Annotated in this window: 12 protein-coding genes; 7 read left to right on the top strand and 5 right to left on the bottom strand. The window is 38.3% G+C overall.

Going from position 1 to position 12,057, the window contains the following annotated elements; genetic code table 11:
* Positions 1-215: 215 nt before the first annotated feature.
* Positions 216-704, top strand: coding sequence for a YqiA/YcfP family alpha/beta fold hydrolase (locus ACINWC141_RS00385; protein WP_009386608.1), 489 nt, complete (start codon positions 216-218; stop codon positions 702-704).
* A 51-nt stretch (positions 705-755) separates the two neighbouring features.
* On the opposite strand, the gene ACINWC141_RS00380 is transcribed toward ACINWC141_RS00385, so the two are convergent.
* A complete protein-coding gene (locus tag ACINWC141_RS00380) occupies positions 756-1,196 on the bottom strand; it encodes an SRPBCC family protein (RefSeq protein WP_009386502.1) in 441 nt (146 codons plus the stop codon).
* Positions 1,197-1,631: 435 nt separating this feature from the next.
* On the opposite strand from ACINWC141_RS00380, the gene rubA reads away from it, so the two are divergent.
* The 4 genes from rubA (at position 1,632) to oxyR (ending at position 4,984) form a co-directional block, all read left to right on the top strand.
* The gene (rubA, locus tag ACINWC141_RS00375) at positions 1,632-1,796 is read left to right on the top strand and encodes a rubredoxin RubA (protein WP_000760495.1); all 165 of its coding nucleotides are present in this window, start codon (positions 1,632-1,634) and stop codon (positions 1,794-1,796) included.
* Between the two features lie 93 nt (positions 1,797-1,889).
* Positions 1,890-3,071, top strand: coding sequence for a rubredoxin reductase RubB (rubB, locus tag ACINWC141_RS00370; protein WP_009386595.1), 1,182 nt, complete (start codon positions 1,890-1,892; stop codon positions 3,069-3,071).
* A gap of 53 nt (positions 3,072-3,124) precedes the next feature.
* Positions 3,125-4,069, top strand: coding sequence for an esterase EstB (gene estB / locus ACINWC141_RS00365; RefSeq protein WP_009386575.1), 945 nt, complete (start codon positions 3,125-3,127; stop codon positions 4,067-4,069).
* A gap of 6 nt (positions 4,070-4,075) precedes the next feature.
* Complete coding sequence (gene oxyR / locus ACINWC141_RS00360) at positions 4,076-4,984, top strand: LysR family transcriptional regulator OxyR (RefSeq protein WP_009386334.1); 909 nt, start codon at positions 4,076-4,078, stop codon at positions 4,982-4,984.
* A 29-nt stretch (positions 4,985-5,013) separates the two neighbouring features.
* On the opposite strand, the gene ACINWC141_RS00355 is transcribed toward oxyR, so the two are convergent.
* Positions 5,014-5,589 (bottom strand): SPOR domain-containing protein, encoded by a 576-nt coding sequence (locus ACINWC141_RS00355; RefSeq protein WP_249364759.1) that lies wholly within the window; start codon positions 5,587-5,589, stop codon positions 5,014-5,016.
* A gap of 69 nt (positions 5,590-5,658) precedes the next feature.
* Here ACINWC141_RS00355 and ACINWC141_RS19150 point away from each other — a divergent pair, with 69 nt between their 5' ends.
* A complete protein-coding gene (locus tag ACINWC141_RS19150) occupies positions 5,659-5,787 on the top strand; it encodes a hypothetical protein (RefSeq protein ID WP_081399959.1) in 129 nt (42 codons plus the stop codon).
* Positions 5,788-5,846: 59 nt separating this feature from the next.
* Here the strand turns inward: ACINWC141_RS19150 and ppk1 are convergent, their stop codons facing one another.
* Together ppk1 and mtgA are read right to left on the bottom strand one after the other, a co-directional pair.
* Positions 5,847-7,925: a polyphosphate kinase 1 gene (ppk1, locus tag ACINWC141_RS00350; protein ID WP_009386329.1), complete on the bottom strand. Its 2,079-nt coding sequence runs from the start codon at positions 7,923-7,925 to the stop codon at positions 5,847-5,849.
* A 105-nt stretch (positions 7,926-8,030) separates the two neighbouring features.
* Positions 8,031-8,708 (bottom strand): monofunctional biosynthetic peptidoglycan transglycosylase, encoded by a 678-nt coding sequence (gene mtgA, locus ACINWC141_RS00345; RefSeq protein WP_004793982.1) that lies wholly within the window; start codon positions 8,706-8,708, stop codon positions 8,031-8,033.
* A 76-nt stretch (positions 8,709-8,784) separates the two neighbouring features.
* Here mtgA and ACINWC141_RS00340 point away from each other — a divergent pair, with 76 nt between their 5' ends.
* Positions 8,785-9,594, top strand: coding sequence for a rhomboid family intramembrane serine protease (locus ACINWC141_RS00340; protein ID WP_009386498.1), 810 nt, complete (start codon positions 8,785-8,787; stop codon positions 9,592-9,594).
* Between the two features lies 1 nt (position 9,595).
* Here ACINWC141_RS00340 and ACINWC141_RS00335 read toward each other — a convergent pair whose 3' ends face one another.
* On the bottom strand, positions 9,596-12,055 hold the full coding sequence (locus ACINWC141_RS00335; protein ID WP_009386520.1) for an ABC transporter permease: 2,460 nt from the start codon (positions 12,053-12,055) through the stop codon (positions 9,596-9,598).
* Positions 12,056-12,057 lie beyond the last annotated feature (2 nt).

The raw sequence follows: 12,057 nt of genomic DNA, 5'->3' as shown, positions 1-12,057 counted from the left end.
ATTGCGGGAGTTTTTCGAATGATTTCAATCAAACAAAAATGAAAAAAGACAGTTTTATAGAAACGAACACTGCTTTTTAAGGGCAAAATGACTTAGACCAATCGCTAAGATCATTTTTTAAAACATTTAGTAAAATATAAAAAAATCCAAATAACCTCGATATTCAAAAGGCCCTATTTGCCTTTTATTTTATCAATGAGATTGTGTCGTAAATAATGAAAATTCTATTTTTACATGGCTTGGATTCTTCGCGTGAGTCGACAAAGTTCCATGCCATTTTACATCCTGAAAAATTTTGTATTGACGTCGATTATCGTAACTTAAGTTATGCATCTGTTGAGTACTTTTACCATCAGGCTATTCAGACGATCAAACCAGATTTATTGGTGGGCCATAGCATTGGTGGCTATTGGGCGCTAAAAACTGCTGCTCAACATAAATTAGCTGTTATTGTGGCAAATCCAAGTCTTAACCCTAATTTTCGGGCGGACTACCCTCAACTTTCTGAAGAAGAACTCATTCTCTCTAATCCTAAAATGGCCTATTTAGAATTAGGAGATGAGCAACTTGATATGTACCACGTTCAAGAAAAGCTTGCTCCTTATATGAATATCGAAACTTTTGAAGGTGGACATCATCGCTTGGCCTATCCTTCGCGGATTAATGATCTGATTATGAAAATTTATAAAAAATATTTGGCCTAGATTTCTATCGTTTGATTATAAAAACTGGTTTATACATAAATAAATGAAGCTCTATTTTGCTTCTGCCATTTTTTTAATCACCTCAAAACCTTGGACAAAGCCACTTTTCAACATGCCCATATATTCAGGCAAGGTGGCCAATTCAACTTTTAAAGTAGTTATATTATTTTTCTGAGTTAAAAAATATTTTTCTAAGGAGCCACTCCAACCTTTAACCTCTTCGCTTTCCAAATCTTCTTTCCCCTCCTTAATCATTCCCAAATGTTTAAAAATCAATACCTCCGGTTTTTGCATTTGTTCGATTGTAGAAACCATCCCATTTCCTTCGCCGTCAAGAAAATAAGTTTTACCTCCTATTTGCCAGTCAGTACGCATAGAAGAATCTGGTGCAAAGAATTTTGTCCAAGCGTTATATGTCTCCCTATTCCAAAGTAAGTCCCAGACTTTTTCTATAGGGGCATCAATTTCCACTTCATATACTAAATTTTCCATATTTTACTTCCCTGATTTATACCGTCTAAATGACAGCAAATTTTAATTTTCGGTTTTAATAATGACATTCTATAGCAATGTAGTTTGTTGTTATTTGGCTTTCGTATGAGATGAATCTTTTAAATAATCAGGTACTCTTTATTTCATGATATTTTCACAAATAAAATTAATTGTAAGAATGCATTAGTTATTATTAGTTTATGGCGAAGTTTTGCCTAAATAACCACTTATTTGTCCTAACCTGCCATTCATCTTTGCTTACGAATGATTAAACTCCGTTATTTACTTTACTTTGAATGTAGAACTGCGTAAAAATTTGATATCCGATCAAAGGCACATTGGTTATTATTGACCGGATCGTAGTTACATTATTAATAGATGGAATAGTTTTACTGAAAGGCAGCTTTGAGCAAACTTATCAGTGCGGAGAGTCTCATGAAAAAATATCAATGTATCGTTTGTGGATGGATTTATGATGAAGCAGAAGGTTGGCCACAAGACGGCATTGCAGCTGGAACAAAATGGGAAGATATTCCAGATGACTGGACTTGCCCTGATTGCGGCGTTTCAAAAGCTGACTTCGAAATGATCGAAATCTAAGAACGTAAAGTAAAAGGCCATGATTGACATGGTCTTTTTTACGAATATTACCAATCCCGTATTAAATAAATAATTCTAACTCTGGAGAAAAAAATGCATCCTATCGTCATTATCGGATCAGGCATGGCGGGTTATACCTTAGCACGTGAGTTCCGTAAGCTTAGCCCAGAGCAAGAACTTGTGATGATTTGTGCGGATGATGCAGTGAACTACGCAAAACCAACATTATCAAATGCCTTTGCAGGTAAAAAAGCACCTGAACAAATTCCTTTAGGTGATGCTGCTAAAATGGGTACTCAACTCAATATGCGTATTGAGCCTTTTACTTATGTAAAAGAGATTTTAGCTGAACGCCATGAGCTTGTTCTTGAGAAGGATGGTGTAACATCGCAGCAACCCTACTCTAAACTGATTTTAGCCGTGGGTGCCAACCCAATTCGTCTTGCAATTGCAGGTGATGGTAGCGATGACATTCATGTCGTGAACTCATTGAGTGATTACCGCACTTTTCGTGAAAATCTAGCTCAGCGCAAAGACAAACGTGTTGTTATTTTGGGTGCAGGTTTAATTGGTTGTGAGTTTGCTAACGACTTACTTCATAGTGAATATGACATTACTGTGATTGATTTAGCTCCTCAACCATTAGGTCGTTTACTTCCAGGACATATTGCTTCTGCTTTTCAGCAAAATCTTGAGGAAGCTGGGGTGAAATTTGCGTTAGGCACAACCGTTGAAAAAGTGAGTAAAATTAATAACGGTGAAGATTATGCGATAACACTCGCAAACGGACAAACATTGGTTGCTGACATTGTTCTTTCTGCAATTGGCTTACAGCCAAATATCTCACTGGCTCAAAGTGCAGATATTCAAACGAGCCGTGGAATTATTACCAATGGTTTACTGGAAACAAATCAAGCAGACATTTATGCAATTGGGGATTGCGCAGAGGTAAACGGTACTTTACTTCCATATGTTATGCCAATTATGCAACAGGCTCGTGCCCTCGCAAAAACCCTCAGTGGACAACAAACTGCTGTGCACTACCCTGCTATGCCAGTTGCAGTAAAAACGCCGGCTGCTCCACTTACAGTTTTGCCAGCGCCAGTTGATGTAGAAGTGAACTGGGAAACAGAAGAGTTCGACGATGGTATGCTTGCCAAAGCAATTGACAATGACGGAACATTACGTGGTTTTGTATTGTTAGGTGCAACCGCAGGTAAACAACGTTTAACTTTAACAAAGCTTGTTCCAGATCTTATTCCAGCCCAAGCATAAGGTTTGTATCAGGAATACTCGGTTAGAGAGTATTCCTTTAAGGAATGAATAACATGAATAGCGCCTTACAGTTTAACATTTCACCGTACACATCTTTCATGCAAGAAACCAAAGTCAACTTAGGCAATGGCATTGAATTACATGTAGAAGTAGGTGGAAGACCAGAACATCCAACCATTTTGCTGATTATGGGTCTTGGTGCTCAAATGCTTTTTTGGCCAGATTTCTTCTGTAAATCGCTGATTGATCAAGGATTTCGTGTTATTCGTTTTGATAACCGTGATATTGGCCTTTCTTCAAAAGTACGTCACGAAGGTAAACGCTTAAATACCGTCAAATTGATGGGCCGCTTTGCACTGGGTCTAACTAATCAGGGTGCACCTTATACGCTGCATGATATGGCAGATGATGTATCCATACTCATTGATCGTTTAGGCGTGACCAAAGCGCATGTGATTGGTGCGTCAATGGGTGGCATGATTGCTCAAATTCTTGCAGCAAAATATCCAGAAAAGGTTGAAAAATTAGGGCTTATGTTTACAAGCAATAACCAGCCTTTTTTACCACCTCCTTTTCCGAAACAACTTTTGAGTTTAATTGGTAAACCCGAGACACGTGACGAAGAAGGTATTGTTAATCATAGTTTAAAACTATTTCAACTGATTGGTTCACCTGGTTATATCAACCAGATTGAAGCAATGCAAACCGCGCGTAAGCTTTATCAACGTAGCTATTATCCTGCTGGTGTACTTCAACAGTTTTTAGCAATATTATGTACAGGCTCCTTACTACAACTCGACCGTGAAATTAAGCAACCCGCTTTAGTCTTACATGGCTCTCGCGATCGCTTACTTCCGCCTAGCCACGGTAAGGCTGTAGCAAAAGCAATTCCCGGTGCTAAGTTTGAATTAATTGATGGAATGGGGCATGATATCCCTGCACATTTTATTCCACAGCTTAGCGGTTTATTTGCGCATCATTTTAAATCATCAGACTAGGACACTATGGCTGCATTACCCTCATTAAGACAGCTATCATATTTAGTTACGTTGTCGGAAACTTTGCATTTTACTGAAGCAGCACGCCGCTCTTTTGTCACTCAATCGACGCTATCAGGCGGCATTATGGAGCTTGAACGGTTATTAGGTGGCGTTCTGGTAGAACGTGATCGTCAGAATGTGCGTTTAACACCTTTAGGTGAACAAGTCGTTGCTCGTGCCCGTGTACTACTAGCAGATGCTCAAGATTTAATGCGTTTGAGCCGTGAAATGAGTGAGCCGTTAACGGGTGATTTGCATTTAGGTGTTATTCCAACCATTGCACCTTTTATCCTGACACGATTACTTGATGAAGTGCATCAGCAGTTACCTAAAATTCAGCTGCATTTGCATGAAGCACAAAGTGAAAAAATTGTAGAGCGTTTAGAACATGGTAATTTAGACATGATCGTTCTTGCCCTACCATTTGACACGAGAGGCCTAAAAGTCGCTGAAATTTCGAAAGAAAACTTGTACCTTGTATGTAGTAAACAAGATGCGAATGCTCTTCAAGCAAACTCTCTAGATGATCTTGATTTATCAAGATTAATTTTGCTTGAAGAAGGTCACTGTTTACGTGACCACGTTTTGAGTGCGTGCCCTATCGGCGAGCGTAAAAACGACAACCGTTTAAAAGCAAGCTCTTTACCAACGTTAGTTGAAATGGTTTCTTCTGATTTAGGCTTTACGCTTTTACCAGAAATTGCAATTGAAAATAGTATGATCAAGTTTAATGATCAGATTACTGCAAAACCAATTGAAGATGCACCGAGCCGTACCTTAGCGCTAGTGACTCGTAAAAGTACACCGTTACAAAGTGAGTTCGATGTATTACTGCAAATTATGCAGAAAATTACGACAAGATTACATGATTAAAAAAAGGAGTCTTCGGACTCCTTTTTATTTTATTGAGGTGTTAAGGATGCCCACTTAAACACCCAAGCAGATGGCATATTCAAACTATTATCAGTAATAATTTTTTCTCTAATAATTTGTGCTATGGCATAGTCATTTGCAGGGTCTACCATGACCCGTATGCCTTTAGTTGTTGCACTGGTTACAACCTTATAACCCTTAGCTTCTAACTGCGACTGAACTATGTTTGCCTTATTTTGAGTAGCCGCTAATGCAACTTGTACCATCCATTTCTTTTCACCATTTTCCAAAATTTCTTTAGCGACAGCTGCATCAAGTTGCTTTTTACTGTCAAAATTTTTCTTTTCTTCTACTTTCTTTGTATGCACGTCTTCTTTCTTTTGGGCTAACAACTCATCTTGTTTTTGTTTTCTTTTTTGGATGAGTAATGTTTTATTTTTCTCTACACTTTTTTTGGTTTTATCATTAGAAGAGTTTATAAAATAAGGATATATCGCTTGATCATCAAATCTTTGAAATACGATGATATCCCCATAACACTTCTGATCTGCATAAGCGGTCACTGGTATTATCCCCAAAAGTATTTTAATAAGTAAACTTCTAATAAAGCATTACATCTTATTCATTTACCAAAGTTAAGTATATTTAATGCGGCGTATTAAAGTAGATTTCTCGTGATTTGTATATTTTTAAAATTCAATGTTTTATGTAAAAAATCACATATTTTCAAAACATATTGCAGTGCTTCAAATTATTATCGTTTATCCAGCAACCATTTAGAAAAAATAACTAAATTACTTTGAATTTCAGTCAATTAAAAAAGCCGACAAAATGTCGGCTTTTCTTTAGTCTTGAAAATTCATTATTTAATGATTTCCAATAATGCCCTTTGAGCATTATGCAATTTTTCACCCTCTGCTGGCTCAGCACGAATCCAAGTACCGTCGCCTTGTAGCAACCAGGCTTGCTGATTATCTTGTAAGTAATTTACCAAACCTTGTTGGTAAATACGTTTTTTCAATGCAGGGTCTTCAACAGGGAAACATGCTTCAACACGATTAAATAAATTACGGTCCATCCAGTCTGCACTTGAACAGTAAATACGTGCATCACCATTATTACTGAAGTAATAAACGCGAGTATGCTCAAGGAAACGTCCTACAATTGAACGCACTCGAATATTCTCCGACAGGTTCGGCAAACCTGGACGTAAGCAGCAAATCGAACGGATAATCAGGTCAATTTGAACACCCGCCTGAGAAGCTTCATACAATTTATTGATTAACTGGACTTCGGTTAATGCATTTACTTTCACAATGATTTGAGCTTTACGGCCTGCTTTAGCATTGGCAATTTCTTCATCAATAAAGTTAATGAGCTGAGCATGTAAGGTAAATGGTGCATGTAATAGCTTTTTCAATTTCGCCATTTTGCCCATACCAGTCAATTCTTGGAATATACGATGTACATCTTCACACAGATCTTTATCTGTAGTCATTAGACCATAATCGGTATAAATTCGAGCATTCATTGCATGGTAGTTACCTGTTCCTAAATGAACATAACGCACCAATTTATTATTTTCACGGCGTACGACCATGATCATTTTGGCGTGGGTTTTATAACCTACAATACCGTAAACAACGACTGCCCCCGCTTCTTGTAAAACGTTCGCGACTTCAATATTTGATTCTTCATCAAAACGAGCACGTAATTCAATAACGGCAATAACTTCTTTTCCATTACGCGCCGCTTCTGCCAAAATTTGTACAATTTCAGAATCAGCACCACTACGATATAACGTTTGTTTAATGGCTAAGACTTGTGGATCACGAGCAGCTTCACGAAGTAGCTGAATCACAGGAGCAAAAGATTCAAACGGATGATGAAGCAAAATATCTTGCTTCTGCATTGCAGAGAAAATACTTTCGGTCTTTTTAAATACTTTAGGCACAACTGGCGTATGCGAGTCATAACGCAAATGAGGACGTTTAAAATTTGAAACTAGACGAGCTAAGTTTACTGGACCATCAACTTTATATAATTGCTCATCGGTTAAATCGAACTCTTCAAGTAAGTACTCATAAATATGCTGTGGACAGTTATGAGTTACTTCTAAGCGAACTGCACGGCCAAAACGACGAGAACTTAATTCACCTTTTAATGCTTTAGCTAAGTCTTCAACATCTTCATTTAATGCCAGATCTGCATTACGTGTAACACGGAATTGGTAACATCCAGTTGCTGTCATTCCCGGGAATAAATCTGACACATGCTCATGAATAATTGCCGATAACATCACGTGATGTTCTTTACCACCTGTTAATTCATCTGGTAGTCGTACCACGCGAGGTAATGAACGTGGCGCAGGCACAACAGCTAAATCAATTTGACGACCAAAAGCATCTTTACCTTCAAGAGTAATAATGAAGTTCAAGCTTTTATTAACGAGTCTTGGGAATGGATGTGCTGGATCTAAGCTAATTGGCGTTAATACAGGCGCTACTTGTTCATGAAAATATTTTTTTACCCAAGCAGACTGGGCTGGAGTTAACTCACCACGACGTAAGAAGCAAATGTCTTCTTCACGTAGCTTAGGTAAGATTTCTTCATTTAAAATACGGTATTGACGCTCAATCGCAGCATGAGCAGTTTCAGAGATTTTTTGTAAAACCTGTCTTGGTGTAAGACCGTCAGGGCTACGACTTTCATTGCCTAAAGAAAATTGTTCCATCACTCCCGCAACACGAATTTCAAAGAATTCATCAAGGTTACGTGAGAAAATGAGCAAGAAATTCATTCGCTCAAGCAATGGATGTAAAGGGTCTACCGCTTGTTCCAATACACGTAAATGGAAGTCAAGAATAGACAATTCACGATTTATATAACGGTCATTATAACTATATTCTGTTGGGGTCGTTGGTGTAATCGCTGTATTCATGTCTAACTCTATTCTCTATCCAGCCAAAATCTCTATAAACCAGTATGCTGCAAAAATATGACAATTTGGTAAAAACTAAAAAATTAACACATCTTTAAAACAGCATTATTCAGGAATCTGAGTGCTATTCATATAACGTAAAATAACGCGTTTTCTATATTGTAGTTTATGATCGTTGCGGTGATCTTGATAATATTTCGGATCAGGCAATAACGCAGCTAAGAAAGCAGCTTGTTCACGCGTTAAGCTTTTTGCACTCTTACCATAATAATGATGAGCGGCTGCTTCAACACCATACAAATTTTTGCCGAATTCAACTGAGTTCATATATACCTCAAGAATTCGGCGTTTTGACCACATCCGCTCCATCATCCAAGTCGCGACCGTTTCTTGGCCTTTCCGAATAAATGAACGTTTATTGTATAAAAACAAGTTCTTTGCAAGCTGTTGAGACACGGTAGAACCACCCGCAACCACTTCACCTTCTTCATTATTCCGCTCAAGGGCAAAACGGATACCTTGCCAGTCAAAGCCATGATGATGGATAAATTTTGCATCTTCGCCTGCTAAAATCGCATGTTTGAAATTGTCACTAATATCATCGTAGTCCAGCCACTGATGGACAATTGGCTCTGATGTATCAGACCAATAATCAATTCGCATGAACATGGTCGTATCCACTTCATGTGTCCGCCACCAGACCAAACTCGAAAAAATCCAAAGTTGAATAAGGAGAATCGCCCCAATAAAAATTAACAACACGCGAACAATAAAAGCTTTCATGTTCGTCCTGATCTCCTGTATTCAACTTTTTTCATGTTAAGCTGTAAAGCATGTTCATATATAACAAAAGCATAGCATGACTCAATATCAGCCTCCGCACATTAATCGTAAACTCAATGTACAAACTTGGTGGCTGACCGCCCTACTGATCGCAATCAATGTAGGTTTGTTTGTCTGGCAAATTCTATCTGGCGTCGATATTAGTGACCCAGCCATGAAAGATGCTATTCATTGGGGAGCTGATTTTACACCACTTACTTTTTCTGGGCAGCCTGAACGTCTATTTACCAGCATGTTTTTTCATTTTGGTTTAGTCCATCTCATGCTCAACATGTGGGCCTTATATATTTTCGGTAATGTTGCCGAGTCACTATTTGGTCGCTTCTATTTTATAGGCATGTATTTACTTGCTGGTTTATTCGGAAGCCTTTTAAGTAGTTATATGACCATTCAAAATGGACATGAATTAATGCAACATTTCGACCAGAGCTTACTTCCTCATGTCAGTGCAGGTGCTTCAGGCGCCGTAATGGGATTAGGTGCTGCATTAACCGTACTTTCCTTATTTCCACCACTTCCGCATCAAGCCTACATACTCGATAAAAAAGCATTATTAATGATTATGGCAATCAACCTTATTTTTGGTTTTGTCGCAACTGGTATTAATAATGCCGCACATATTGGCGGGATGGTGATTGGAGCATTCCTTGCGCTAATGTGGTACTTAAGCTACGTCAGTAAGTTTAAAAATGTGCTCAAAATTTTAGGCTTATTAGCAGCAGTTGTAATTACGGGTGGTTTTTATATGTACTGTGTACAACTCAACTCACCTTTACTTCCACTATGGCATGAAATCATCATCCAGAACCCTGATATTATTCCTTAAGCTACAGCTGGTTTAATTCTCTTAAGCTTTGCAAAGGTGGTAAGTTGCAAAGATAACCGAGTCGATAACGACCTATCAGGGCACAAATTAGCATCATACCTAGGGGTAAAATCAGCCATATTTCCATATGCCACTGTATTGCCATATTCATTTTATAACTGGCAATCGCACTAATCACTTCGGCAAAACAGCAGGCAACTATGCCTGCTAACAGCCCAAGAAACCCAATCTCAAAACTGAGCATTTGCTTCATTTTATTTTTAGATAAACCAAATGAGCGTAGTAAAGCAACTTCACGGCGCCTTTCGTCCATTAATAGGTTTAAACATGCAATTAGTACTAATACGCCTGAAAAACCGACTAACGCTGCCAGTACAGTTACTATTTTGACCAAGACATTCATTAAGCGTTTTACTTCATCCAAGATTCGGTCGACATCAATAAATACTGTATTTGAGAACTGCTGAATAATATTGATCATTTTAGGTTGATCTTGCTTAGGCACATAGAAACTACCTAAATAACTTCCAGCATTTTCGTCTAAGGTTTTAGGTGAAAAAATAAAGAAAAAGTTAGGACTAAAACTTTCCCATTCTACATTTCGAAAGTTAACAACTTTGGCTTGCAGCGTGCCTTCAGGCAGACTAAAGGTAAGTTTGTCTCCAATTTGAATTCCTAAACTTTCAGCAGTTTTATTTTCGACTGAAACTTGCCCTACACCATTAAACTGGGCTTGCCCTTTTGTAATGGCATTGTCATTCGGCAATTGATTTGATTGCGTTAAATTCAATTCACGACGCAAAGAGTTATTTTGTTTTATGGCTTCTTCTGAAAAAGGTACATCATTCTTTGCTACCAGTCGGCCTCGGATATTTGGATATAACGGCGTGCTTTGCCAACCATGTAGCTTTAACTGTTGTTCAAAAGCTTTTAAATCGAATGGAGGTAAACCATATACAAATTGATTTGGAGTGCCTTCAGGAAGCTGTTGCTGCCAACGCTCCAATAAATCAGTTCTTAATACACTAAGTACCGTAATGAGGCTTAAGCCTAAAGCCAGTGCAGTAATTTGTAAGGCACTTTGGGATGGAGAACGAATATAAAAAGACAACCGATTTTTCATCTTTTTTAAACTACGAAGCAATAACCAGACAGCGGTGTAAAGCAGAATACAAAGAACGATAATCGCAGCTAAAACCAAAATGCTGAGCACTAAGTTTTCACTTAACACCAAACTAAAAACAATCAGACTGCTAATGCCTGCAAAAAACATAAAGAATAAAGATTTACGAGATTTGGCTTCTTCTCGAATCACCCGAATTGGAGGTGTATTTAAAAGCTCCCAAATGCTTGGCAAAATAAAACCGAGCAGTACGATCACACTCGTAAAAATAGCAATTGGTAAAGGTCCAAGTAATAGCGGTATTAACGAAAAACTTAATTCTAATTGAGGAATGAGTTGTAACATCAGTTGCAGCAGGCCATATCCCATGATTAAACCTAATAGGCTGCCCATCACAATTGAAATCGCACTGACAATACAAAGCAGTCCAATATAGGCCCATAAAATTTGGAACTTACTGGCGCCTAAGCATCTGAGAAGTGCAATGTGATCTTGATTTTGCTGAACATAACGTTGACTCGTTAAAGCTATGGCAATCCCACACAACAAAATCGTTAAAATATTGGCCAGTTGCAAAAAGGTATCTAGGTTTTCAAGCGGGCGTAATAACCGACTATTTGACTCACTTGCATCACGTAAATGTAGACCCGCCGTTTCATCTGCTTCTTTAGAAGGTTGATGCTGTTGCTTAAATTGCTTTGAAAATGCCTGAACTTGTTCAGGTTGACCAGACATTAACAGTCGATAATCGATTCTACTCCCTGTCTGAATCGCATGCGTTTTAGCAATATCGGCTTGATGAATAATGACGGTAGGTGAAAAACCTGAAAAACCGAGTTCCTGATTTGAATCACGCACAATCACGCCACTAAAACGGAAGCTGCCATCAGCAATAGAAACAGTATCTCCTAGCTTTACTTTAAGTAAATCGGCTGCTCTTTGACTTAGCCAAACTTCACCAGATTGAATCGCTTTAGCGCTTGGTTCAATTTCCAACTGTCCTCTGAGTGGAAATAAAGGCTCGATTGCCTTTACATTCACCATGACAAACTGATCTTGGGTATGTGCCATAGAGCTAAATATCGTGACATTGGTTTGTTTCAGACCTAACTGCTCTGCCCTTTTTTTCCACGACTGTTCGATAGGCTCATTATTCGACAGAACTAAATCAGCACCTAGCATTTGCGAGGCTTGCAGACTGACTGCATTTTTCACTTGGTCATTACTAAATTTCAGGGCTGTAGTTGCACTAATCGCAAGCGATAAAGCAATAATGAGTAGATATAATCCACCCGTACGAAAACTTTGTAGTAAAAGTGGTTTTAGAAGATTACGCATCA

Origin of the sequence: Acinetobacter sp. WC-141 (genome assembly GCF_000313935.1) — a bacterium.
In the GTDB taxonomy this organism is placed as follows: domain Bacteria; phylum Pseudomonadota; class Gammaproteobacteria; order Pseudomonadales; family Moraxellaceae; genus Acinetobacter.
The sequence above is the reverse complement of the archived record's forward strand: the minus strand, read 5'-3'. Positions and strand labels throughout refer to the sequence as shown.

Excerpts from the sequence above, each read along its gene's own strand:
- ACINWC141_RS00385 (WP_009386608.1), top strand. The coding sequence starts at position 216 with ATGAAAATTCTATTTTTACATGGCTTGGATTCTTCGCGTGAGTCGACA.
- ACINWC141_RS00380 (WP_009386502.1), bottom strand. The coding sequence starts at position 1,196 with ATGGAAAATTTAGTATATGAAGTGGAAATTGATGCCCCTATAGAAAAA.
- rubA (WP_000760495.1), top strand. The coding sequence starts at position 1,632 with ATGAAAAAATATCAATGTATCGTTTGTGGATGGATTTATGATGAAGCA.
- rubB (WP_009386595.1), top strand. The coding sequence starts at position 1,890 with ATGCATCCTATCGTCATTATCGGATCAGGCATGGCGGGTTATACCTTA.
- estB (WP_009386575.1), top strand. The coding sequence starts at position 3,125 with ATGAATAGCGCCTTACAGTTTAACATTTCACCGTACACATCTTTCATG.
- oxyR (WP_009386334.1), top strand. The coding sequence starts at position 4,076 with ATGGCTGCATTACCCTCATTAAGACAGCTATCATATTTAGTTACGTTG.
- ppk1 (WP_009386329.1), bottom strand. The coding sequence starts at position 7,925 with ATGAATACAGCGATTACACCAACGACCCCAACAGAATATAGTTATAAT.
- mtgA (WP_004793982.1), bottom strand. The coding sequence starts at position 8,708 with ATGAAAGCTTTTATTGTTCGCGTGTTGTTAATTTTTATTGGGGCGATT.
- ACINWC141_RS00340 (WP_009386498.1), top strand. The coding sequence starts at position 8,785 with ATGACTCAATATCAGCCTCCGCACATTAATCGTAAACTCAATGTACAA.
- ACINWC141_RS00335 (WP_009386520.1), bottom strand. The coding sequence starts at position 12,055 with ATGCGTAATCTTCTAAAACCACTTTTACTACAAAGTTTTCGTACGGGT.